The sequence below is a fragment of the Sphingomonas sp. GV3 genome, assembly GCF_031082075.1.
Classification (GTDB): Bacteria; Pseudomonadota; Alphaproteobacteria; order Sphingomonadales; family Sphingomonadaceae; genus Sphingomonas; species Sphingomonas beigongshangi.
On record NZ_JARWLE010000001.1, the window covers coordinates 3245819 to 3268782 of the forward strand.

18 protein-coding genes, 1 tRNA gene and 1 pseudogene are annotated in these 22964 nt (G+C 66.9%); 5 read left to right on the plus strand and 15 right to left on the minus strand.

All coding sequences use genetic code 11. The features are described 5' to 3' along the window. The first annotated feature begins 5 nt into the window (after window positions 1-5). Entirely contained in the window at window positions 6-152 is a 147-nt protein-coding gene (locus RF701_RS15315) for a lmo0937 family membrane protein (protein WP_203308341.1), read from the plus strand. Between the two features lie 146 nt (window positions 153-298). Beyond that, window positions 299-628, plus strand: a complete 330-nt coding sequence (locus tag RF701_RS15320) for a response regulator (protein WP_288936780.1) — start codon at window positions 299-301, stop codon at window positions 626-628. A 119-nt stretch (window positions 629-747) separates the two neighbouring features. On the opposite strand, the gene RF701_RS15325 is transcribed toward RF701_RS15320, so the two are convergent. The 8 genes from RF701_RS15325 to RF701_RS15360 form a co-directional block, all read right to left on the minus strand. Beyond that, window positions 748-1548, minus strand: coding sequence for a LytTR family DNA-binding domain-containing protein (locus tag RF701_RS15325; RefSeq protein WP_203308339.1), 801 nt, complete (start codon window positions 1546-1548; stop codon window positions 748-750). Next, window positions 1545-2657: a sensor histidine kinase gene (locus RF701_RS15330; RefSeq protein ID WP_203308338.1), complete on the minus strand. Its 1113-nt coding sequence runs from the start codon at window positions 2655-2657 to the stop codon at window positions 1545-1547. Before RF701_RS15330 ends, RF701_RS15325 begins: the two co-directional genes overlap by 4 nt. 109 nt (window positions 2658-2766) lie before the next feature. Further along, window positions 2767-6126, minus strand: coding sequence for a carboxypeptidase regulatory-like domain-containing protein (locus RF701_RS15335; protein ID WP_308815478.1), 3360 nt, complete (start codon window positions 6124-6126; stop codon window positions 2767-2769). 206 nt (window positions 6127-6332) lie between these two features. After that, complete coding sequence (gene ligA / locus RF701_RS15340) at window positions 6333-8465, minus strand: NAD-dependent DNA ligase LigA (RefSeq protein ID WP_308815479.1); 2133 nt, start codon at window positions 8463-8465, stop codon at window positions 6333-6335. 40 nt (window positions 8466-8505) lie between these two features. Then, on the minus strand, window positions 8506-8805 hold the full coding sequence (locus RF701_RS15345) for a hypothetical protein (RefSeq protein WP_210356806.1): 300 nt from the start codon (window positions 8803-8805) through the stop codon (window positions 8506-8508). A 351-nt stretch (window positions 8806-9156) separates the two neighbouring features. Beyond that, the gene (recN, locus tag RF701_RS15350) at window positions 9157-10815 is read right to left on the minus strand and encodes a DNA repair protein RecN (RefSeq protein ID WP_308815686.1); all 1659 of its coding nucleotides are present in this window, start codon (window positions 10813-10815) and stop codon (window positions 9157-9159) included. A gap of 97 nt (window positions 10816-10912) precedes the next feature. Continuing rightward, window positions 10913-11176, minus strand: coding sequence for a hypothetical protein (locus RF701_RS15355; protein ID WP_308815480.1), 264 nt, complete (start codon window positions 11174-11176; stop codon window positions 10913-10915). A 265-nt stretch (window positions 11177-11441) separates the two neighbouring features. Next, complete coding sequence (locus tag RF701_RS15360; protein ID WP_210356804.1) at window positions 11442-12392, minus strand: outer membrane protein assembly factor BamD; 951 nt, start codon at window positions 12390-12392, stop codon at window positions 11442-11444. Between the two features lie 95 nt (window positions 12393-12487). Here RF701_RS15360 and RF701_RS15365 point away from each other — a divergent pair, with 95 nt between their 5' ends. Both RF701_RS15365 and RF701_RS15370 read left to right on the plus strand, forming a co-directional pair. After that, a complete protein-coding gene (locus tag RF701_RS15365; RefSeq protein ID WP_210356803.1) occupies window positions 12488-13309 on the plus strand; it encodes a class I mannose-6-phosphate isomerase in 822 nt (273 codons plus the stop codon). Window positions 13310-13464: 155 nt separating this feature from the next. Next, a pseudogene (locus RF701_RS15370) lies at window positions 13465-14628 on the plus strand (glycosyltransferase); the annotation flags it as partial. Window positions 14629-14631: 3 nt separating this feature from the next. Here RF701_RS15370 and RF701_RS15375 read toward each other — a convergent pair. The 4 genes from RF701_RS15375 to yajC form a co-directional block, all read right to left on the minus strand. After that, window positions 14632-15039 (minus strand): Mth938-like domain-containing protein, encoded by a 408-nt coding sequence (locus RF701_RS15375; protein ID WP_308815687.1) that lies wholly within the window; start codon window positions 15037-15039, stop codon window positions 14632-14634. Next, entirely contained in the window at window positions 15008-15979 is a 972-nt protein-coding gene (secF, locus tag RF701_RS15380; protein ID WP_203308328.1) for a protein translocase subunit SecF, read from the minus strand. The genes RF701_RS15375 and secF overlap by 32 nt, the downstream gene beginning before the upstream one ends. 127 nt (window positions 15980-16106) lie before the next feature. Further along, complete coding sequence (gene secD, locus RF701_RS15385; protein WP_210356800.1) at window positions 16107-17699, minus strand: protein translocase subunit SecD; 1593 nt, start codon at window positions 17697-17699, stop codon at window positions 16107-16109. Further along, on the minus strand, window positions 17699-18037 hold the full coding sequence (gene yajC, locus RF701_RS15390) for a preprotein translocase subunit YajC (protein WP_210356799.1): 339 nt from the start codon (window positions 18035-18037) through the stop codon (window positions 17699-17701). The genes secD and yajC overlap by 1 nt, the downstream gene beginning before the upstream one ends. A gap of 211 nt (window positions 18038-18248) precedes the next feature. Here yajC and RF701_RS15395 point away from each other — a divergent pair. Beyond that, window positions 18249-18325: transfer RNA gene (locus RF701_RS15395), tRNA-Pro, on the plus strand. Between the two features lie 259 nt (window positions 18326-18584). Here RF701_RS15395 and RF701_RS15400 read toward each other — a convergent pair. From RF701_RS15400 to RF701_RS15410, 3 genes are read right to left on the minus strand one after another with little or no spacing between them, the layout of a single operon-like run. Next, window positions 18585-18971 carry a response regulator gene (locus RF701_RS15400; protein WP_203308325.1) on the minus strand — a complete coding sequence of 129 codons (387 nt, stop codon included), beginning with the start codon at window positions 18969-18971 and terminating at the stop codon, window positions 18585-18587. After that, window positions 18964-22398 carry a CheR family methyltransferase gene (locus tag RF701_RS15405; protein ID WP_308815481.1) on the minus strand — a complete coding sequence of 1145 codons (3435 nt, stop codon included), beginning with the start codon at window positions 22396-22398 and terminating at the stop codon, window positions 18964-18966. The genes RF701_RS15400 and RF701_RS15405 overlap by 8 nt, the downstream gene beginning before the upstream one ends. Continuing rightward, window positions 22379-22936, minus strand: a complete 558-nt coding sequence (locus tag RF701_RS15410) for a PAS domain-containing protein (RefSeq protein ID WP_203308323.1) — start codon at window positions 22934-22936, stop codon at window positions 22379-22381. The genes RF701_RS15405 and RF701_RS15410 overlap by 20 nt, the downstream gene beginning before the upstream one ends. Window positions 22937-22964 lie beyond the last annotated feature (28 nt).

A 22964-nucleotide genomic window follows, 5' to 3' on the forward strand; every position in this document is an offset into this window, starting at 1 on the left:
CAACCATGCTTTGGACGATCGCCGTCATCCTGCTGATCCTCTGGCTGCTCGGTTTCTCGCTGCACATCGCGGGTGGCCTGATCCACATCCTGCTGGTGATCGCGATCATCGTCGGCCTGATCCAGCTCTTCACCGGCCGTCGGGCGGTCTGATGCCCCGGCACGCGACGATCCGAACCGTCGGATCGTCGTCGTTGCCGCGGGGTTTACCGCGATAGCAATTGCGGGACCGGAACAGCATTACAGTCGAAATGGTTATATCGGCCATGCCGACCGTTAGACGTCCCCGGATCCTCGTCGTGGAGGATCAACCCCTGCTCCGTGTCCATGCCAATCTCGCTCTGGAAGAGGCCGGCTATACCGTTGTCGAAGCCGGCGACGCGGAGGAGGCGCTGGCGGTGCTCGCCACCGACCCGGATGTCGCTGCCGTGTTCACGGACATTCGCATGCCCGGCGACGTCGATGGGCTTGCGCTGGCGCATCGTCTCCACGCCGACCGCCCCGATCTCAAGGTGATCGTCACGTCGGGCGCCGAACAGGTGGAAAAGGATGCGCTGCCCCCCGGCGGGGTGTTCGTCGCCAAGCCCTATACCGCCGCGGAAATCGCCCGGGCGCTGCAAGACGCCTGAGCGGGACGGGGCGAAGGAGTGCCCGGGGCTTAGTCCCAAGGCAGCGTCACCGCCTTCGGGCTGGCTAGGACCTCGTCAGCAAGGCGGCGGTTGCCCCAAACCGACCGAGGTCCCGTTGGTCAGTGGACGAATCGCGCCACGACGTCGCGGTAGCTGCGGCTGACCTTCACGCTCGCGCCCGAGTCGAGCACCAGGAAACATTCGCCGTTGGTATGCGGCTTGACCTGCTTGACGAGGTCGAGGTTGACGATTGTCGACCGGTGCACGCGCTGAAACCGTCGCGGATCGAGGCGCTTCTCCAGGTCCTTCATCGTCTCGCGCAGGATCAGCGTATTGTCGCCGGTGTAGATGCACATATAGTCGCCGGCGGCGTCGATCCGCTCGATCGTGTCGACATCGACGCGGAAAATCTGGCCGCGATCCTTGATGTTGATGAGTTTCTCGAAACGGTTGGACGAGACCGCGTCGCCGCCGTCGGCCATGTCGGCGGCCGCCTCCGGCGCATGCTCGGCGAGCACCTCCTTCAGCTTCTCGACCTCCTCGACGCCGCGCTTCTCTGAAAGCCGCTGCCGTACCCGGTCGAGCGTATCGGCAAGGCGCGCTTCCTCGACCGGCTTCATCAGATAGTCGACCGCCTGTGCCTCGAAGGCGCGCAGGGCATGGTCGGAATAGGCGGTGACGAAGACGAACAACGGCGGCTCCACCTCCATCAGACCCTGGACCACCGAAAAGCCATCGAAGCCGGGCATTTGGATGTCGAGGAAGACGAGATCGGGCTTGTGCGTCTTGATCGCCCGGATCGCCTCGCGCCCGTTGGAACATTTCTCGATGATCTCGACGTCATCGTGCGCCTGGAGCCGAAGCTCCAATCCTTGGATTGCGAGCGGTTCGTCGTCCACCAGGATGGTTCTGATCGTCATGCGGCCTCTCTACTGACATCGTCGAGCTGAAAGGGTATCTCGATATCCACCGAGAACCCGCCAGCCGGCGTGGTACGCGTCTCGAATCGGTGGTCCGGGCCATAGGCCTGCACCAGCCTCTCCCTGATATTGGTGAGACCCACGCCGGTTGAAAGGCTGGGCATCACGCGCGTTTCGTTCAAGCCCGGTCCGGTATCGGAAACGCCGATCTGCACCCGGTCCCCGGCGAGCCGCACGCGGACGCAGATTTCGGCGCCTTCCTCCTGCGGCGTGACGGCATATTTGATCGCATTCTCGACCAGCGGCTGGAGCAGCAGCGAAGGCAGGCGGGCACGCTCGGCGCGTGGATCGATGTCGAACACCGGACGCAACCGCTCCTCGAAGCGCATCTTCTCGATCTCGAGGTACAGCTTCAACGTCTCCACCTCCTGCGCGACCGTGACATGGGCGGTCGGTTCGTTGGCGAGCGTGTAACGCAGGAACGACGACAAACGGCTCAACATCGCATTGGCCCGCTCCGTCTGCTTCAGCAGCACCAGCGTCGAGATGGAGTTGAGCGTGTTGAACAGGAAGTGCGGATTGAGCTGGTAGCGCAGCATCGCGAGCTGCGCGGACGACGCCTGGTTCTCCAGCACCTGCATCTCGTCGATCTGCTGCTCGACGATCAGGTAGAAATTGATGCCGAAGTACAGCGCGGACCAGCCGGTGAGGACGATGAAGGCGACGTAGATCGCGCCGAACATGCCGACGATCGTCACCGCGGCGCGATCGTCACGGACCAGCGAGAATGCGACCGACACGATCAACGCGTAGAACAGCACCGCGCCCAGCAGCGTGACGACCGTCAGCAAGACGCCGCCGAGCCGCGGCAGCGACCGGTAATAGCCGTAGAGCGTCGAGAGCAGCAAAGTGATGCAATAGCCGACGATCGCCTCGACGATCGCGGGTATCACCGCCTTCACCGAAAGGTTGGACAGCGTCGAGGCGCCACGTAGCAGCAGATAGCCGGTCCAACCGACCGCCTGCAGCGTCCAGAAGGCGCGGGCCTTGTCCTCGAAGAAGGGGCGTACGTTGAGCGCGGGGCGCTGCGGGGCGGGAAGGGTCGCCATGTCGCGCAGCCCTCTACACCGGAGCGAGCCGGTTCGCAAAACAGAAGGGCCGCCGTTCCGGGTGGAACGGCGGCCCCGAAGGGTCGACCGGATCGGTCGAGCGCGTCGCTTAGAACGAGAAGCGGGCGCCCAGGCGGATCTGGTAGAGCGATTGGTTGAACGTGAGCGATTGCGTGTTCGGGTTGGTGAACGACGTGTAGCGATACTGCGCGCAAGGCTGCGCCGTGCTGGTCGCTACCGTGCCGCCGTTGTTCGCATTGCCTGCGGTAGTGAGGCACTGCACCGTTACCGGCGATGCGCCATACGGGAAGCCGAGCTGGCGCAGGCCGCCCCAGTTCTTGTTCAGCAGGTTCGGCAGGTTGTTGATGTCGGCGAATATCGAAATGCGCGACTTGCCGATGAAGGTCGGCAGTTCCTGCTCGAGGTGGACGTCGATGCGCGTGAACGCCCGGTTGCGGGCCGTGTTCTTCGGCACGATCATGCCGCGATAACGCGCCAGATCCGGGTTGGCGTTGATATAGGCATCGAGCTGCTGTGCCGCCTGTGCTGCAGTCTGCGTCACGGTGGTTACGCCGTTGGTGGTCGTCGTGGTGTCGGCATAGCTGACCCGCGGATCGTTCAGGCCCGTCGGCACGTACAACAGGTTGGTGCTGTTGTTGCCGGTGAGCACCGTGCCGAAAACGGGCGAGCGTACGTTGTTCGAGTTGTCGAAGAACGTGTAGCTGTATGCGCGTCCGGCTCGGGTTTCACCGAACAACTGGATGCGGGTCTTGTAGTCACCGAAGAACGCGTGATCGTAGCCGAGGCTGTACTTGAACTGCCACTTGATCTGATCGGCCGACGTTCCATACGCCGGATTGTTCGGATCGGCGCCGAAGAACTGATTGCGATAGTTCGAGTTGATCGTCGAGGAGGTCGCATTGCCGACGTCCTTCACCCATTGACGCGTGAAGCTGCCACCAAATTGCAGACCCCAGTCGAACTCCTTGTCGAAGCGGGCGACCAAGACGTGGCTATAGCCCTTGGAGCTGTTCGATGCGAGGATGTCGTAGTTCGGATCGGTGAAGACGGTTGCGCTACCGTAACGGATGCGACCATCAGGCATAACACCGACCGGGACGGAGCGCAGATCGGTGAAGATCACGCCATCGACATTCTTGGTGTACAGATAGTCGGCGCCGACGTTGAAACCGAACAGGCGATAGTCCGCCGACAGCGTCGCCTTCAGCGAACGCGGCAGGTGGAAGTTCGGAGCAAGCTCGCCCGTATTCGTACGGGACAGGTTCGTCGGATTGGTCGTGTTGGCAGCATATTGCGCCACCGACGCCGGTACGGTTCCGGTCACGCCGTTGAGCGCCGCCTGGCAGATCGCGTCCGGTACACCGTTGGTGCAGGTGTTGACGCCCAGCGAGGCCTGGCCCGCGCGGTTGATCGTAATGGCGCTGGTCGTGATCGTGTTCGAGAAGCTGTTCGACATGAAGATGTCGGGCAGGCCGCCGCCAAAGATGCCCGCACCGCCACGAATTTTCAGCCCGCCGCCGAGGATGTCGGTGGGCTTCCAGTCGAAGCTGATACGCGGTTCGAACTGATCGAGCCCGTTATAGGTGTTGGTGTTGGGGAAGCCGTAGCGCTGGTTGAAGTACGGGTTGTACACCGGCCGCTCGCCCATCGCATACAGAGTATAGCGCGCACCGTACGTCAGCGACAGCGTATCGCTGACTTGCCACTCGTCCTGCATGCCGAGCGAGATCGTGGTGTAGCGGAAGTCTGCTGCCGCGCTGACGCCTGCGATCGGAGCGGCGAACTGCAGCTGGTTCGCGTTGCCCGCACGGAAGTCGGCGAGCGAATCGAAGTAATATGCGCCCTGGCTGTTCGGGACGAAGTTGTTGAACGTGCGGTTCTGCGCGACGTCGATGAGCGCCTGCACCTGATGAGCGCCGGCCGTGTAGCGGCCGACGAACTGGCCGCCCCAGGTGTCGGTGAACAGCTGGTTCGTCTGGCGGAAGTTGTCCGGCCCGAAGGTGATCCGCGGAACGGCGTTGCTGCAGCCGGTCAGCGCGCTTCCCGTCGTGCCCTGCGAGGTCGCATCGTCGCAAACCTGGATCTGGCCGATCGAGCGACCCTGCAGCGGCTCCTGGCCGCGGGTGTAATATTTGTAGATCGCACGGACTTCGGTCGAGAACCTGTCCGTCCAGTCCGAGTTGAGCTGAACGATGCCGGCGCGCAGCAATTCCGTAAGCGCATAAGCGTTGGAGCTGAGGCCGTACGTCGGCGCGTTGGCGTTCGAGGCCGACGTATTGTTCTGGCTCACGAGCGAATCGTATGCGTTGATGTAGGACAGCGAAAGCCGCTGGCCGCTCGTGATATTCCAGTCGATGCGCCCGGAGATCTTTTCGTCCTTGCGCGGATTGAGGCCGAGAATGCCGCCGGCGGCAGTGCCGAGGTTCTTGGTGTTGGCGACGGCCAGCACGTCGTTAACCGCCTGCGTGATTGCACCGGGATTGGCATAAGACGCGATCACGGTGCCGAACGGCCGCGGGTCGGTGTTGCGCTCGGCCGAAACCATGAAGAACAGCTTGTCGGCGATGATCGGACCGCGCAGCGTTGCGCCATAGGTTTCCGACTTGAACTTCGCGGTGTTGAGCTTCGTGCTGCCGATCGTGTCGCCGGTCAGGCCATCGGTGTTCTGCGAATAGAATCCGGTGCCGTGAAATTCGTTGGTGCCCGACAGCAATACGGTGTCGATCGCGCCGCCCTGGAAGCCGGACTGGCGGAAATCATAGGGAGCAATCGAGACCGAAACCTGCGAAATCGCGTCGAAGGGCACCGGACCACGGTTCGTCGGGCTGGCGTCCTGATTGAGGCCGAAGCTGTCGCCGACGGTCACGCCGTTGATCGTGAAGCGGTTGAAACGCGGATTGACGCCGGCGAAACTCACCGCGCCGCCACGATCGCCGGCGTTGCCGAGGTCGATCGACGCGAACGGGTCGCGGCGCTCGATGTCACGGATGTCACGATTGACGGACGCGACCTTGGCAATGTCCGCCTGGGTAATGACCGTCTGCGGACCATCGGACGTGACGCCCGCGCCGCGGATCGAGGACGCCGTGACTACGATGTCCCCGCCCTCCGCGTCATTCGCGGCGGCCAGTTCGATCGGCAGCGTATAAGCCTGCTGCACGACGGTGTAGACGTCGGTGATTGTCTTGTTGCCCTGCGGGCTGGTCACTTCGACCGAGTAGGGGCCACCGGCCTGAAGGCCGGACTGCGAAAACGAACCATCGCTGCCGCTCTGCGTCGACGTACGCGTGTTGGTGGGCACGTTGATGATCGTGATCTGCGCGCCGGCCACCGGGGCGCCATTCGCCGTCACGGTGCCGCGAATCGCCGCTGTCGTCTCCTGCGCGGACGCGGCCGCCGGGGCGATGAGCGCGACCGCAGCCACACCCAGGAAAAGGTTGTTTCGCATCGAAGAATGTCCCCTTTGAGCTTTATGCTCGGAATCGCGGCCAGCATGTTTGCCGTCGCCCGCGCCCTTGCGCCGGGGATATTTCTGTTATGTGACAATGGCGAGTCGCGAGTGTCGTTCCTGTCATGTTGACCGTATTGCGTTGCAAAAACGCAACGCTTTGGTGCCGAAGCAGGACCAGAACGGGGATAGTGAAACGCGGCGGATCAGGAGCTTGCCGACCCCGCGACCAGTGCGTTCCATGCCGCCTCGTCGATGACGGCGACACCGAGATCCGCCGCTTTCTTGAGCTTCGATCCCGCGTCCGCGCCGGCGACGACGAGGTCCGTCTTCGCCGAAACCGATCCCGCGACCCGAGCGCCAAGCGCCTCCGCCTGTGCCTTGGCCTCGTCGCGGCTCAGCGTCTCCAGCTTGCCCGTGAAGACGATCGTCTTGCCGCTGACCTCCGATTCGCGCGTCTGCCACACGACGTCCGCCGGCGTGACCTGGGTCAGCAGATCGTCGACCGCGTCCCGGTTGTGCGGTTCCGCGAAGAAGTCGACCAGCGCCAGCGCGACCTCGGGCCCGACCTGCTTGGTGTCCACCACTCCGGCAAGCGCCTTCGCAATCCGCGCCAGGTGCTTGTCGTCGCTCTCGCCGATGGCGGCGACCGTCGCATCGCGCAACGCGATCGCGCGTTCGATCATCGCCATCAGCGCGCCCCAGCTCGTCCAGCGGCGGGCAAGGTCGCGTGCGGTCACTTCGCCGACGTGACGGATGCCGAGGGCGAACAGGAACCGGTCGAGCGGCGGATGGCGCTTCGCGTCGATCGCCGCGATGAGGTTGCGGGCCGACACCGCCGCCCAGCGCTCGCGCGCGAGCAGCGTGTCCTCCGACAGGCGGAAGATGTCCGCGGGCGTCTGGATCAGCCGGTCGCGGAAAAAGCTCTCGATGTTGGTGATCCCGAGGCCCTCGATGTCGAGCGCGTGGCGGGACACGAAGTGGCGCAGCCGCTCCACCCGCTGCGCCGGGCAGATCAGGCCGCCGGAGCAGCGCCAGTCGACCTCGCCCGGTTCGCGCTCCGCCGTCGAGCCGCATTCGGGGCAGTGCGTGGGAAAGGGCCAAGGCGCGCGCGCCTCGTCGCGGGACAGGTTCTCGACGATCTGCGGTATGACGTCGCCCGCGCGTTGCAGCACGACGCGGTCGCCCGGATGCACGCCCAGCCGGCCGATCTCGTCGGCATTGTGCAACGTCGCATTGGTGACCACCACGCCGCCGACCGTCACCGGCTCCAATCGCGCGACGGGCGTCAGCTTGCCGGTGCGGCCGACCTGGATGTCGATCGCGTTGAGCGTGGTCTGCGCGCGCTCGGCGGGAAATTTGTGCGCAATCGCCCAGCGTGGCGCGCGGGCGACCTGGCCGAGACGCTGTTGCCAGTCGAGCCGATCGACCTTGTAGACGACGCCGTCGATGTCGAACGGCAGGTCGGCGCGACGCGCCTCGATCGCGCGATAGGCGGCCAGCGCCTCCGCCGCCGTCTCGGCGCGGGTGAAGCCGTCGGCGATCGGTAGCCCCCAGTCGCGGATCGCGGCGACGACCCCGCTCTGCGTGTCGGCGGGAAGGGCGGAAACCTCTCCCCAGCCGTGCGCGAAAAACCTGAGCGGGCGGCTGGCGGTGACCGCCGCGTCCTTCTGGCGCAGCGACCCGGCGGCGGCGTTGCGCGGATTGGCGAACTGGCGCGCCTCCTTGCCCGCGGCCGCGGCCTCCTCCGCCAGCCGGCGGTTGAGCGCGGCGAAATCGGCCTTGGCCATGTAGACCTCGCCACGGATCTCGAACAGATCGGGCGCGCCGGTGGGCAGCGTTGGCGGTATGTCGGCGATCGTCCGGACATTCTCCGTCACGTCCTCCCCGACCGCGCCGTCGCCGCGGGTCAGCGCCTGAACCAGGCGGCGCCCCTCGTAGCGTAGCGAGCAGGACAGGCCGTCGATCTTGGTCTCGGCGGTAAGGGCCACCGGCTCCGCGTCCGACAGGCGCAGGAAGCGGCGGACGCGGGCGACGAACTCGGCGACCTCCTCGTCGGAAAAGGCGTTGTCGAGGCTCATCATCGGTCGCGCATGCGCGACCTTGGCGAGGTGGCCGGACGGCGCGGCGCCGACGAGGCGGCTGGGCGAATCGGCACGGACCAGATGCGGGAAGGCGGCCTCGATGGCGGCGTTGCGGCGGACGAGCGCGTCATAGTCCGCGTCGCTGATCTCTGGCGCGTCGTCCGCATGGTATCGGCGGTTGTGGTGCGCGATCTCGGCGGCGAGCGACTCGAGCGCGGCGGCGGCTTCGCGATCGTTGGCGGGCAGGTCGGTCATGCTGGTGGCCTAGGGGAGGCGCCCCCGATCGGGCAAGCCGCTACAGCCACCAGCCGGGGTAGGCGCCGAGGATCGCGGCGGAGAGCAGGACCACCGGCACCGCAACCCGCCAGTCGAAGGTCGCCATCACCTCGATAGCCTTGCGCGTGTTCCAGGCGGCGGCGGCGGCGGCGGGCAGGCACCAGAGCAGCCACAGCCGCGCATCCGCCGGCTGGCGGATCGCCATGTCCAGCGCCAGCACCACGACGGCGATGAACCCGCCCGCGGAGGCGAGGCTGAGCAGCGCGCCCAGCGGCAGCATCGCCAGGGCGACGCGCGATTCGGTGTCCCGGATGGCCATGGTGGCCTTGGTCGGGCCGGCCGCCGCCTGGTGCAAGAGGACCCGCGCGAAAATTTCGCGCGGCCAAGATGCGTGAAGCGACCGAGAAACGCCGCGCGGCGGGTGGGGCAGGGCGGCAGAGCTGACGGCGCACTTCGATCCCCTTGCCGATCTGACGGTGCCAATCACGATCGGTAGCGTCTTCGGCGCCAATGGCGGGACGAGCGACGTGAGCGACACGTTCCCCTCCCGCTTGCGGGAGGGGTTAGGGGTGGGCCCGTCAGCCAGGCCAGTCTCCGCAAGATCCGGGCACGCGGCAATCCTGTGGGCAAGAGAGGGTAAGTCGGCCGTCGATCGATCTCGCGCGCCGCGTCAGGCCGTTTCCAACAGCCGCTCCGCCTGCGCGCGTGCCTCGTCGGTCACCGTCGCGCCGGACAGCATCCGCGCGATCTCCTCGCGACGCTCGTCCTCGCCGAGCACCCGCACGCCGGTTCGCGTCACCGTGCCGTCGTGGCTCTTGGCGATGAGCAGATGCTCCGCGCCTCGCGCCGCGACCTGTGGCGAATGGGTGACGACGAGCAGCTGTGTCCGTTCGGCGAGGCGGGCGAGGCGTTCGCCGATCGCGCTTGCCACCGCGCCGCCGACGCCGCGGTCGATCTCGTCGAAGATCATCGTCGCCGCGCCGCCTTCCTCCGCCAGCGCGACCTTGAGCGCGAGGATGAAGCGCGACAATTCGCCGCCCGACGCGATCTTCGCCAGCGGCGCGAAGGGGGCGCCGGGGTTGGTCGCGATCTCGAATTCGACGCGGTCCTTGCCATGCGCCGACCAGCCGTCCGCGCCCAGCGTCTGCACGACGGTGCGGAAGCGCGCGGCATCGAGCTTGAGCGGGGCGAGTTCGCTCGCGACCGCCGCGTCCAGCCGCTCCGCGGCGGCGTGTCGCCGGGCGGAGAGCACGTCCGCCACGGCGTCATAGTCCGCACGCGCCGCAGCCACGGCAGCCTCGAGCAGCGCGATGCCGCCTTCGCCCGCCTCCAGCCGGTCGAGCCGCTCGCGCAGCTCGGTGGCGAGCGCGGGCAGATCGTCCGGCTGGACGCGATGCTTGCGCGCCATGCCGCGCAGGTCGAACAACCGCGCCTCGTCCTCCTCGAGCACGCGCGGATCGAAGGCGAGCGCGCCATGCGCCTCGCGCAGACGATCCTCCGCTACCGATGCCTCGATCACCGCGCGGTCGATCGCGGCCAGCGCCTCAGCGAGCGCGGGATGGTCCTCCGCGATCCGTTCCAGCACCCGCGCCGCCTGGCGCAGGCGCGACAGCGCGCCATCGGACCCATCAAGATAGTCGTCAATCGCCCCCAGTTCGCCGGCAATCTTCTCCGCGCGCTGCATGCCGCGCCGCTTGTCGGCGAGCGTCTCCTCCTCCCCCGGCGCGGCGGCCAGCGCGGTGAGCTCGGCGACCGCATGCTCCAGCCATTCGCGATCGCGCACGGCGGTCTCGATCTCCGCCCGGGCGGCCGCGAGTTTTCCTTCAGCCTCGCGATACGTGGCCCAGGCGCGCGCGGCCTCGGCGGGTTCGACGCGGCCGAAGGCGTCGAGCAGCGCGCGGTGGCCGCGCGGATTGAGCAGGCCGCGATCGTCGTGCTGGCCGTGGATCTCCACCAGCATCGGCGCCATCTCGCGCAGCAGCGCGGCGCCCGCGGGCTGGTTGTTGACGAAACCGCGGCTGCCGCCGTCCGCCTTGACCAGCCGGCGCACGAGCAGCGGCTCGCCCGGCTCCACGTCGATGCCATTGTCGTCGAGCAGCGTGCGCAGCGGGCCGGTGGGCGGATCGAAGGTCGCCGTCACCGTCGCCTGGCTGGCGCCGTGGCGGACGAGGCCGCTCTCGCCGCGGGCGCCGAGCGCGAGACCGAGCGCATCGAGCAGGATCGACTTGCCCGCGCCGGTCTCCCCGGTCAGCACGTCGAGCCCGGACCCGAATTCGAGGTCGAGCGCCTCGATCAGCACCACGTCGCGAATGGAGAGCGCAGTCAGCATCATGCGCGGATATAGCGCGGCCGGCACGCGATGTTGATCCTTAAATGTTCTGTTTTTTGGGGAGCTGTGGGGATATGCGCAGGATCGGACGTCTCGGTTATTTACCGTCTAGCCGCACGATCGTGCGCACGCCGTAAGCGATCACGCCCATTATGACCATCGCGCCACCAAAGAACAGGGTCAGTGCGAGTGTAATGCCATATGCGATCGGGTGTGCCCCGAATGCTGCGGCCGAGACGATGAGCAGCGTCACAATGGCTGTCACACCCGCTGCTGCGCCGCGGAGCCATGCTGCACGCCATGCCGACCAGATCATCACGCCGCCCCAGATCATCATCGCCAGGAGAAGGGTGATCCACATCGCTATCCGCATAGGGCGATGCTGCCATGTGCAATCGTGTGTGACCAGCGGAACTGGTCCGGGATGCTAATACCCCGTCCGGCGGTATCCACCGCATCCCTTCACTTCGCGGACATTCAGGCGCAATCTTGGAGCGCGCTCTTTGGCTTTCAGTGCGCCGAGGCCTATCCCTCCGGCGTGCGTGAACAGCTCGAGCGTACTCTAAGAGGCGCTCCGAAGGCGGCGTTGCGAAACAACCGCCCGGCGCACACTGCCGCCCTTATCCTCAGTTCGTCGGGCGGCCGGCGCTGGTGCTGCCGGCGGGGCCGACGGGGCTGGGGCCGGCGCTGGTCGCGCTTGGGGCGGAGCCGCCCTTGCGCGATTCGCCCGGCATCGTCGGCGCGGCGCCCGGCGTGCCGACGGGCACGATCGGCTGACCGGCGGCGACCGCCGCGGCGGGCTTGTACGGATGGTCTTCCATCAGCTTGTAGGCGTGGCTGTACCAGTCCGTGCCGGGATAGTTGGCGCCGAGCACCGCGGTCGCCTTCTGCGCCTCGCCCGGCAGGCCGAGCGCCAGATAGCTTTCGGTCAGGCGCATCAGCGCTTCGGGCACGTGCGTCGTCGTCTGGTATTTGTCGACGACGGTGCGGAAGCGCAAAGTCGCCGCAAGCCACTGGCCGCGCACCTCGTAGAAGCGGCCGATCTCCATCTCCTTGCCCGCGAGATGGTCGTTGACGAGGTCGATCTTGAGCCGCGCATCCGACGCATAGCGCGTGTTGGGGTAGCGGCGGGTCAGTTCGCCTAGCGCGTCGAGCGCCTGGCGCGTGATCTTCTGGTCGCGCGTGACGTCGCGGATCTGTTCGTAATAGCTCAGCGCGACGAGGTAATAAGCGTAGGGCGCGTCGCGGTTGCCCGGGTGCACCGAAATGAAGCGCTGCGCCGACTGGATCGACTTGGTGTAATCGCGGTCGAGATAATAGCTGAACGCGCTCATCAGCTGCGCGCGGCGGGCCCAGATCGAATAGGGATGCTGGCGCTCGACCTCGTCGAACAGCTGCGCCGCCTCCTTGTAGCGGCCCTGGTCGAGCCGCCGCTTGGCGGTCGAATAGAGCGTGCCGACGTCGCGCGCGACATAGGGCAGGTCGTTCTTCGCGCGATTGCGCGCACAGCCGGCCATCGGCAGGGCAAGGGCGGCGAGCAGCGCGACGGTCAGCGCCTTGGACTGGGGGATACGCATCGGCTACGGCTCTTAGCGTAAGCGGGAGCCAGCGAACAATCCCCCTCCTCGTTCGTTGCTGCCGGCGATTTTCCTGCCCTGCGAAAGGACTCCAGATGCCTGCCACGTTGCTCCATACCCATCGCGTCGAAAAGCCCTGGGGACGGCACGACCTTGGGTTCGGCTTCGAGGATGCGCCCGAGGGCGGCGATCCGGTCGGCGAGATCTGGTTCCAGGAGCCGGGCGACAGCACGCCCGAATTGCTGATCAAATATCTGTTCACCGGGCAGAAACTATCGGTGCAGGTGCATCCCGACGACGAGCAGGCGCATGCGCGCGGGCTGCCGCGCGGCAAGGACGAATGCTGGACGATCCTGGCGGCAAAGCCCGATTCGACGATCGCGCTGGGGCCGAAGGCGCCGATCGACAAGGAGACGCTGCGCGCGGACGCGCGCGACGGCACGATCGAATCGGACCTCGACTGGGTGCCGGTCAAGGCGGGCGATTTCTATTATGCGCCGTCGGGCACGATCCACGCGATCGGCGGCGGGCTGACGCTGATCGAGGTGCAGCAGAATTCCGAGACGACCTATCGCCTGTACGATTACGGCAGCGACCGCGAGCTGCACCTGAAGGACGGCGTCGACGTCGCGCATCTCGAGCCGTACCGGCCGATCACCTCGCCGGGCGAGGTGGAGCCGGGTCGCACCATCCTGGTCGAGGGGCCGAAGTTCGTGCTGGAGCGCTGGACGGGCGGGCGATCGGTCGCCCTGCCCGAAGGCACAACCGGCTGGCTGGTACCGATCGCCGGGTCGGGCGTCGTCGCCGGCGTGGCATTCAAGGCCGGCGAATGCGTCACGGTGACCGGCAGCGAGACGATCGCGGCGGAAGGCGAGGCGGACATGCTGTTCGCCTATCCGGGCACGCGGCGGCTCTGAGCGGGGCGGGGCTGGGGCGGCGATGCGCAACGGCGGCCCGGCTCTCGTCGCCAACAGCCCGACGGGGCTCCGGCCATTGGCGGGGTGGGACGTTCGCGCGAATGCGCTGGCCGTCACTTACGCAGGATTAACACCGGACGGGTAGGGAGAGCGCCATGCTTCGCGTGCTGACGCTGTCCTCCCTGTTTCCCGACGCGAGTCGGCCCAATTTCGGTCAGTTCGTCGCCAGGCAGACCGTGGCGCTGGCGGCGCAGCCGGGCGTTGCGGTGCGGGTCGTCGCGCCGATCGGCCTACCGCCGTGGCCGCTGCAGCAAGCGGGCCACCGCGCGCTGGCGGCCCTACCATTCCGTCAGGACTGGGAGGGTCTGGACGTGCTGCGCCCGCGCTTCGTGACGCTGCCGGGGACGGGCGGTCGCTGGCATGTGGCGGCGCTGACGCGCGAGCTGGTGCCGCTGCTGGACCGGCTGCGCACGGATTTCGCGTTCGACGTGATCGACGCATCCTTTTTCTTCCCAGACGGACCGGCCGCCGTGGCGCTGGGCAGGCGCTATGGCGTACCCGTGTCGATCAAGGCACGCGGCGCGGATATCCACCATTGGGGACACGCGACCGCGACGGCGGCGCAGGTGCGCGCGGCGGGGCGGGCGGCGGACGGCCTGCTGGCAGTGTGCGGCGCGATGCGCGACGACATGGCGGCGATCGGCATGCCCCGGGCGCGTATCCACGTGCATCACACCGGCATCGATCAGGCGCGCTTCCGGCCGGCCGATCGCGCGACGTTGAAGGCTCAACAGGGCGTCCGGGGGCCGCTGGTCGTGTCGCTCGGCGCGCTGATCCCGCGCAAGGGGCACGACATCGTGATCGATGCCGTGGCCCGGCTGCCCGGCGTGCGGCTGCACATCGCGGGGGAGGGGCCGGAGGCGGCACGCCTCGCGGCACAGGCGGCGCGGCTGGGGATCGCCGACCGGGTCACAATACTGGGCGGCGTGCCGCACGACGCGCTGCCTCGGCTCCTCGCCGCCGCCGACATCATGGCGCTCGCCTCCGCGTCGGAGGGACTGGCCAATGCCTGGGTCGAGGCGCTCGCCTGCGGCACGCCGATCGTCATTCCCGACGCGGGCGGCGCGCGCGAGGTCGTGACCGCGCCGGCGGCGGGGCAGATCGTCGCGCGCGATCCTTCCGCCTTCGCGGCGGCGATCGCGGCGCTGCTGGCGGACCCGCCGCGGCAGGACGCGGTCGCAGCGATGGCGGCGGGGTTCAGCTGGGAAGCGAACGGCGCGGCGCTCGCGGCGCACCTGCGCGCGCTGGTCGACGCGCGCGGCTCAGGCGTCGAGGGGGTAGAGGGCGGCAGCGATGCGCCGGCCCTCGCCGCGCAGCACGCCCCAGGCGCGTGCCGCGGCCCGGCTGTCCATCGCCTCGACGCCGATTTCCCGGGCTTCCAGGGCCGCGACGAGCGCTTGCGGCGGCCTGACGAGCGTGGCGCCGGTACCGATCAGCACGAACTCCGGCTGATCCGCGATCAGCGGCCCGAGCGCCGCCTCGTCCAGATCGGCCAGCGCCGGGGGAGACCATTCGGTCGCCCGATCGACGGTCAGCAGCAGGGCGCGATAGGCCGTGTCCTCGACCCGGAAGCCGTTCCCCGCGAAGCCGCGGACGATCGGCCCGCCCGCCCGGTTCTCGCGCTCCATCCGCATGACGTCAGCGATCGCGCGGGGCGACCCGCTCGGCATTGTCGATCGGGCTCTGCGACACCTTCTCCGCCCGCGGATCGGCGCGCAGGCCTAGCGTGATGAGCAGCGACGAGGATACGTAGATCGACGAATAGGTGCCGACGACGATGCCCAGAATCATCGCCGCGGTGAAGCCGCGCAGCACATGGCCGCCAAGCAGCAGCATCGCGACCAGCGCGAGCAGGATCGTCACCGAGGTCATCACCGTGCGAGGCAGCGTCTCGTTGACCGACAGGTTGATGATCTCGCGCATATCCATCTTGCGATAGCGACGCATGTTCTCGCGGATGCGGTCGTCGATGACGATCTTGTCGTTGATCGAATAGCCGATGATTGTCAGCACGGCGGCGACGATGTTGAGGTCGAACTCGAACCGCGTGATCGCGAAGAAGCCCAGCGTCATCAGCAGGTCGTGGACGATCGCGACGATCGTCGAGACGCCGAACTGCCATTCGAAGCGGAAGATCGCGAACAGGCCGATGCCGATGATCGCGAGCACGACCGCGAGCACGCCGTGGCGGATCAGCTCGCCCGACACCTTGCCGGACACGGTCGAGTAGCGCGAGAAGGTCGCGCCGGGGAAGGCCTGCGCTAGCGCGGCTTCGACCTTCTTGACGACGGCATTGGTCGCGCCTTCGTCCGCGCTTTCCTGCACCGGCAGCAGGATCGTAAGCGAGCGCGGGTCGCTGAGCTGTTGGAGCGACGCCTCGCCCACGCCCAGGCCGTTGACGACGCTGCGCACCTTGTCCTCCGCCGGCGGCGTCGCGAACCGTTCCTCGATGCTGAGGCCGCCGGCGAAGTCGACGCCGAAGTTGAGGCCCTTCACGAGTGTGACGCCGACGGCGAGTACGCTGAGCAGCAGGGTCAACCCGAACGCCCACCCGCGCAGACGCACGAAGTCGATGTTGGTGTTGTCGGGGACGATCTTCAGGAGTTTCATGACAGCGATCCGTCATTCCCGCGAAGGCGGGAATCCATTCTGGCGAAGGTTTGCGACTCTTGCGAGGCGAGGCGCGTCTGGATCCCCGCATGCGCGGGGATGACGACGGAGGGAATGGCCCGCGCGATCATATGTTGATCGTCTTGGGCTTGTTGCGCCGGATCCACAGCGCGACGAGCATGCGGGTGAAGGTGACGGCGGTGAACACCGAGGTGCAGATGCCGATCAGCAGCACGACCGCAAATCCCTTCACCGGGCCCGAGCCGAGCACGAACATGATGACGCCGGAGATGGCGTGCGTCACGTTCGCCTCGAAGATCGTGCGGCTGGCTTCCTTGTAGCCGAGTTCCACCGCCTGCACGACGCTGCGCCCGCGGCGCCGTTCCTCGCGGATGCGCTCATTGATCAGCACGTTGGCGTCGACCGCAGTACCGATGGTGAGCACGAAGCCGGCGATGCCCGGCAGCGTCAGCGTGCCGTGCAGGACGGCGAGCACGCCGAGGATGACGAACACGTTGATGACGACGGCGAGATTGGCGTAGAGGCCGAAGCGGCCATAGGTCAGGAACATGAAGGCGACGACCAGCGCCACCGCGACCGCGCAGGCGATGATGCCGGCATGGATCGAGTCCTTGCCGAGGCTGGCCGACACGGTCGATTCCTCGATGACCTTGAGGTTGATCGACAATTTGCCCGACCGCAGCGCGATCGCGAGCTGGTTGGCGCTGTCGACCGTGAAGCCGCCGTTGATCACCGCCGAGCCGCCGAGGATCGGTTCGTTGATGTTGGGCGCAGAGATCACCTTGTTGTCGACGATGATCGCGAACGGCTTGCCGACGTTCTGCTGCGTGATGCGCGCGAAGCGGTTGCCGCCGACGGCGTTGAACGTGATCTGGACGTTCGGCTGGTTGGTCTGCTGGTCGAACGCCTGGCGCGCGTCGGCGAGCTGGTCGCCGGAGATGATCACCTGGCGCTTGACCGCGATCGGCGGCAGGCCCGGCGTCGCATAGGGCAGGATCTGGCTACCGATCGGCGCGATGCCCTTGGCGACGTCGACCGGGTTGGCGGTGGTGTCGACCAGCTTGAATTCGAGCTTGGCGGTCTTGCCGAGCAGCTCCTTGAGCTGCTGCGGATTGCCGAGGCCGGGAACCTGCACGACGATGCGATTGTCGCCCTGGCGCACGATCGTCGGCTCGCGCGTGCCGAGCGCGTCGATGCGCTTGCGCACGACGTCGGTCGTGTCGTCCATCGCGGTCTTCACCGCCTGGTCGAGACCGGCCTTGGTCGGTGTGACGACGAAGCGGCTGGTGTCGACGACCTGGATGTCCCATTCGCGCTGGCCGGTCATGCCGGCGCCGGTCCCGGTGATGCCGAGCAGCCGCTCGCGCGCCGCGTCGACCTGTGTGGGATCGCGCAGCATGAAGCTTATTTGTCCGCCGCGCGTCGAGATGTCGCCGATCGCGATCGGCGGGGAGCCGTTGCGCATCGTGCCCTGGATCTGGTCGCGCATCGATTCGATGCGGCTGTTGGCGAGATCCTGCGTGTCCGCCTCGAGCAGCAGATAGCTGCCGCCAGCGAGGTCGAGCCCCTTGTTGATACGCGGGTGGATCGGCCAGTGCGCGGTCTGCTCTTCCGAGAAGAAGCTGGGAATGGCGAGCGCGCAGAGCACCGCGAGCAGCGCCCAGATCGCGGTGACCTTCCAGCGGGGAAAGTCCAGCATCAGTCGTTTGCCGGCTTAGAATTGGCGCTGGTCACCTCGGTCAGCGTCGCCTTGACGACGCGTACGCGGGTGTTGGGCGCGATCTCGACCTCGACGTAGCGATCCTCGACCTTGGTCACCTTGCCGACGATCCCGCCGGCGGTGACGACGGTGTCGTTCTTCTTCACCGCCTCGACCGACTGCTGGAGCGTCTTCATCCGCTTCTGCTGCGGACGAATCATCAACACGTAGAAGACGATGAAGACGAGAAAGAGCGGTGCGAGGCTGATGAACGAGGCGAGACCGCCCGATTCAGCGGCGCCGCCGGCGGCCTGGGCATAAGCGGGAGAGATGATCATCTGGTCCGTGCATGACTGATCGGCGGCGGAAAGATTTCCCCGCACAGGAAGCGCCGCGGGCTAGCATTGGTTGGGCCGGCGCGCAATCTTTGCCGCGGGTGGCGACCGTCGCGGCGACATTCGCGATGAAGACGGTTGCGTTGCCGCGCCGAGCCGCCTACAGGCCGCCGCTCGGGTCCGGCCGCGCATCCAAGTGGCGGGACCTATCGGTCGGGGCGTAGCGCAGCCTGGTAGCGCATCACACTGGGGGTGTGGGGGTCGCAGGTTCGAATCCTGTCGCCCCGACCATTTCATCGATTTCGCAGACTGGGTTACATCCGGGGTCGTACCGGAGTCGTCCCTTTCGCGTGCCTAGAGAGGGGACGCGGCGGCCTTGCCTCTCTTACGGGCGTCGGGCGGTCCTGCCGGCCTTTCCGAGTAGCGGGACAAGGTGCGGGGTGATTATCCCTCCGCTAAGCGCCAGATATCGGCGACCGCGCGTCGCGACCTCCGGTTCTTCGGGCTCACGGAACTGGACGCGGATTGGCCGCGTCGCGGCGGAACTACCTCACTCCGCCGCGTGCTGGTCGGGTCCGTGCTGCGCGATCGATTCGATGCTGTTGCGGAGCGTGCCGGGCGAGCACGGCTTGCCGCAGACGAGCGCGCCGGGATAGCGGCGCTGCAAGGCCTGCTGATCGGCATGGCCGGAATGGAAGATGATCGGCACGCCTGCCGCCTTCAGCCGGTCGGCGGCCGGAAAGACCTCGCCGTCGCGCAGCCGCACGTCCAAGATCGCGCAGAGCAGCGCATGCGGGTCGAGATGCGCGATCGCGGCTTCGGCCTCCGCGAGCGAGGTATAGGGCCCCTCGACCGTCAGCCCGGCGTCCTCCACCGTCATCTGGACGTCGAGCGCGACGAAGAGCTCGTCCTCGACGAGCATCACCCGGTCAGCCATCGACGGTGACGGCGCGCGGCAGGGACAGGACGAGGCGGTAATGATCATTCGCGATCTCGCGGCTTACCGATGCGCCGAGCTGGCGGGCCGAGGTATCGACCAGCAGCGTGCCAAAACCCTTGCCCGGCGCGATCTGCGTCCCCGACCGGCGGCTTTCGTTCCATTCGACCACCAGCGCATCGCCCTCAAAATGCCAGCCGATCGTCAGGCGACCCGCCGGTCCGGCGCCCAATGCGCCGTATTTCACGGAGTTGGTCGCCCACTCGTGCAACATAAGCGCGAGAGGGGAAAGACAATCCCGTGACACGAGAACGTTCGGACCGGTCATTTCGATCCCGGCATGATCGCGATACGGTGCGAGCGTTGCCTCGAACAATCCGTACAGGTCGATTGCCTGCTGTTCGCCCGTCGGCGATGCAAGCGAATGCGCACGGCCGAGCGCCGCGATGCGCTCGCGCAGATCGTTGGCGAAGGTACGCACATCGTCGTGACTGCGTGCCGCCGCGGTGACCATGCCGCCGACGATCGCGAACAGGTTCTTCACGCGATGGTTCATTTCGCGCAGCATCAACTCGCGCGTTTCGGCGACCGCATATTCGGGCGTGACGTCGATCGACACGCCGACCAGGCGGGCCGGTCTGCTGTCCGTGACGAGGCGCCCGAAGCCCTTGATCCAACGGATGCCGCCGTCCTTCAGCCGAACGCGGAAACTTGCCTCAAAATCGCCTGTGCCGGCGGCGGTGCGGCGCAGTGCTTCCTCGACTTGGCCCCGATCCGCCTCGTCGATGCGGCCGATCAGGTCGTCCATCCGGGTCGCCTCTTCGCCGCTGACGTCGAACAGCTGATGTTCGACCGCGTCGAGGATCGTCTCTCCCGTCTCGGGACAATATTCCCATACGCCGATACCGCCTGCCTTGACGGCGAGATCGAGACGTTCGCGCTCCGCCGCGAGCTGTCGCTCGAGCGCCAGGGCTTCGGTGATATCCGTGAGCAGCAGCGTCGCGCCGTCGATCCCGCCCGCCGGGGTGCGATAGGGCAGGACGCGCAGCGAGAAGACGTTCTTGCCGTCGCGACTGACGACGCGGCGCTGCGTCGGCTCGGTCCCCGCCGCCACGTGCCGCGCGTCGTCGAGATAGTCGCTGGTCGCGAGTCGCGTCGTCACGTCGGTGAGCGGGCGGCCGCGGTCGGTCGGCTTGAGCGGGAAGATCGCGGTCGCCGCCTCGGTAAAGCTACGGATGCGCAGCTCGGCATCGACGACGATCATCGCAAGGCTGGTGGTCTCGAAAAAGTTGCGCAGGTCCGAATTGGCGATAGTTAGCTGGTCGACCTTCCCCTTCAGTTCGTCGTTGACGGTCGAAAGCTCCTCGTTCGTCGACTGGAGCTCCTCGTTCATCGACATCATTTCTTCGTTGGAGCTTTTCAGCTCCTCGTTCGCGGTCTCCAGTTCCTCGACCGCCGAGCGCAGGCGGTGACGCGTCAGGCGCAGTTCGTCCTCAAGGGCCTCGACATGATCGTCGCCCGGCTCAAGATCGTTGAGGTCGCGGTCCTGCGCGGGCTGGAACGGTCCGTTTTCGCGGAACACGAAGAGCAGACTGCCGTCGGCAAGTGGGTCGCAGATCACCTCGACGGTCTGCGTCCCGAAGTCGCCTTCGACCGCCACGTCGCGCGCGACATGGCGCTTCTTCTCGTCGCGCGCCTGGCGAAGCAGCGGGCCGAGCACGTTCCGCAGGCCGGGGCGCGCGAGCGTCACCGCGCTCGATCCTCCCGTGCGGGTGACGGGAAACTCGAAATAGCGGCCGAGCTTGCCGAAAGCGGCGAGGATGCTGCCGTCCTGGTCGAGCAGGAGCGCGGGCGGCGCGTAGCGGTCGACGAGCCGCCGTACGACCGCGCTTTCGTCACCCAGGCTGCTGTTGCCCCGATCCTCGCGCTCCCGGCGCGGCGTCCGGTGGCGCGGGCTGCCGGGCAGGTCTATCGGATAGCTCGGCGCGCCCGGCGAACGCTGGAACAATCGCGCCTGCTGGTCGACGGGGGGAAAGAGATGATCGAACCGCCCGACGCTTTCGGACGGACCCAGGAACAGGAAGCCGCCCGGCCGGATCGCATAATGAAACAGCGGCATGATCGACTGCTGCAGACGATCGTCGAAATAGATGAGGAGGTTGCGGCAGGACAGCAGGTCGATCCGCGAGAAGGGCGGATCCTTGACCAGACTGTGGTTCGAAAAGCGGATCATGTCGCGGATGTGCGGCACGATGGTGAAGCGGTCCGCGTGCAGGATCGTGTAGCGCTCGCGCAGCGCCGCCGGAATGTCCGCGAGCGCGGCGGCGGGATAGGTCCCCTCACGCGCCTGGCCGAGCATCTGTTCGTCGATGTCGGTGGCGAAGATCTGCACGGCCAGCGGCTGACCGGTCGTGCGCGCCGCCTCCGCGAACAGCATGGCGATGCTGTATGCCTCCTCGCCGCTGGAGCAGCCAGGAATCCAGACGCGCACGTCCTCGTCGGGTGCCCGATCCCGCAGCAAAGGCTCGATCACGCGCGTGCGCAGCGTTTCGAAGAATTCAGCGTCCCGGAAGAAGCGGGTGACGTTGATCAGCAGATCGCGGAACAGAGCCTCGCATTCATCGCTGTCGCGGCGAACGCGCTCTAGATAGGCGCGGCCCGTCTCGATCCCGAGCACATGCATGCGGCGCTCGACGCGACGGATCAGCGTCGATCGCTTGTAACCGGAAAAATCGTGGCCGATCGCGGTGCGTAGCACGCGGCAGAGGTCGTCGACATGGTCGGCGACGACGCTCGCCTCTTGCGCGTCCGCCTCGCCCGCGCCGGAGCGACGGCTGAAGAAGGTTGCCAGGCATCCCAGGATGTCGCCCGGCGTCTTGACGAAATCGACGAGACCGGTGCCGACCGCGGACAGCGGCATGCCGTCGTAGCGCGCCGTTTCGGGCTGCTGCACGACGCAGACGCCGCCGTGCTCCTTGACCGCGCGCAGTCCGGTAGTGCCGTCCGCGCCGGTACCCGACAGGATGACGCAGGCCGCGTTCGCCTGCTGATCCGTCGCCAGCGAGAGGAAGAAATCGTCGATGGGCCGGCGCAGGCCGCGCGGCTGGGCGAAATCGGTGAGATGAAGCACGCCCTCACGGATCACCAGGCCATGGCCGGGGGGGATGATGTAGACGCGATCCGCCTCCAACCTCTCGCCGCCCTCGCTTTGCAGGACCTCAAGGCTGGTGTGGCGATCGAGCAGCTGCGCAAGCATGCTCTCGTGATTCGGGTCGAGGTGCTGGACCACGACGAACGCCATGCCGGTCGGCCCGCGGGCCGGCGCGAGCATGTCGCGCAAAGCTTCCAGCCCGCCAGCCGAAGCGCCTATGCCGACGATCGGCAGCGCCGCGCTGTCGCCTGTCGGATCAGCCGAAAGAGGTGGCATCGAGGTCCGATAGCGTCAGCTTGGCCTGGGCGACGGTGGCGGCGGTGTTGGCGATCGTCATCAGCGATCCCTCCAGCACGATGCCGCTTTCGGCGAGTACCGGTGTCAGCGTCTTGAGCGTCCGGCCCAGCGTCTCGTCATAATCCGCAAGCAGCTCGGGCTGGGAGCGGCTTATGTCGAACTGCGAGGCGAAGACATAGCGCACGCCGCCGCCCAACGCGCGCAACTTCGACATGAAGAGCAGGTTGACGAACGGCGAGCCGTCCTTGCGGAAATTGACGAGTGGCGTGCGCACGCTCTTCTCCGCCTCCTTGTCGAGGAAGGCATGGATGCGCGCGCGCGGCTCCTCGTTGGGAGCGTCGCCCTGTAGCATGCGGCAGTTCCGGCCGATGACGTCGGCGTCGTCGTAACCTGTGAGGGCGCGGAAGGGGCCGTTGACGAGCAACAGCGGGTTGTCACCCTCCGCCGATGCCAGGGCGAGCGCGATATGCGACCTTTCAAAAAAATCGCGCAGATGATTGGGTACGTCGCCGGTCACACTGTAGCCTTACTTCCGCCTAAGCAGC

What these genes read in the sequence shown, in the direction of transcription:
- yajC (WP_210356799.1), bottom strand. Translation starts at nt 18,037, where the DNA reads ATGATCATCTCTCCCGCTTATGCCCAGGCCGCCGGCGGCGCCGCTGAA.
- RF701_RS15400 (WP_203308325.1), bottom strand. Translation starts at nt 18,971, where the DNA reads ATGGCTGACCGGGTGATGCTCGTCGAGGACGAGCTCTTCGTCGCGCTC.
- RF701_RS15315 (WP_203308341.1), top strand. Translation starts at nt 6, where the DNA reads ATGCTTTGGACGATCGCCGTCATCCTGCTGATCCTCTGGCTGCTCGGT.
- RF701_RS15365 (WP_210356803.1), top strand. Translation starts at nt 12,488, where the DNA reads ATGCCTGCCACGTTGCTCCATACCCATCGCGTCGAAAAGCCCTGGGGA.
- RF701_RS15330 (WP_203308338.1), bottom strand. Translation starts at nt 2,657, where the DNA reads ATGGCGACCCTTCCCGCCCCGCAGCGCCCCGCGCTCAACGTACGCCCC.
- RF701_RS15360 (WP_210356804.1), bottom strand. Translation starts at nt 12,392, where the DNA reads ATGCGTATCCCCCAGTCCAAGGCGCTGACCGTCGCGCTGCTCGCCGCC.
- RF701_RS15355 (WP_308815480.1), bottom strand. Translation starts at nt 11,176, where the DNA reads ATGTGGATCACCCTTCTCCTGGCGATGATGATCTGGGGCGGCGTGATG.
- RF701_RS15335 (WP_308815478.1), bottom strand. Translation starts at nt 6,126, where the DNA reads ATGCGAAACAACCTTTTCCTGGGTGTGGCTGCGGTCGCGCTCATCGCC.
- secD (WP_210356800.1), bottom strand. Translation starts at nt 17,699, where the DNA reads ATGCTGGACTTTCCCCGCTGGAAGGTCACCGCGATCTGGGCGCTGCTC.
- RF701_RS15345 (WP_210356806.1), bottom strand. Translation starts at nt 8,805, where the DNA reads ATGGCCATCCGGGACACCGAATCGCGCGTCGCCCTGGCGATGCTGCCG.
- secF (WP_203308328.1), bottom strand. Translation starts at nt 15,979, where the DNA reads ATGAAACTCCTGAAGATCGTCCCCGACAACACCAACATCGACTTCGTG.
- recN (WP_308815686.1), bottom strand. Translation starts at nt 10,815, where the DNA reads ATGCTGACTGCGCTCTCCATTCGCGACGTGGTGCTGATCGAGGCGCTC.
- RF701_RS15325 (WP_203308339.1), bottom strand. Translation starts at nt 1,548, where the DNA reads ATGACGATCAGAACCATCCTGGTGGACGACGAACCGCTCGCAATCCAA.
- RF701_RS15375 (WP_308815687.1), bottom strand. Translation starts at nt 15,039, where the DNA reads ATGCCGAGCGGGTCGCCCCGCGCGATCGCTGACGTCATGCGGATGGAG.
- RF701_RS15405 (WP_308815481.1), bottom strand. Translation starts at nt 22,398, where the DNA reads ATGCCACCTCTTTCGGCTGATCCGACAGGCGACAGCGCGGCGCTGCCG.
- ligA (WP_308815479.1), bottom strand. Translation starts at nt 8,465, where the DNA reads ATGACCGACCTGCCCGCCAACGATCGCGAAGCCGCCGCCGCGCTCGAG.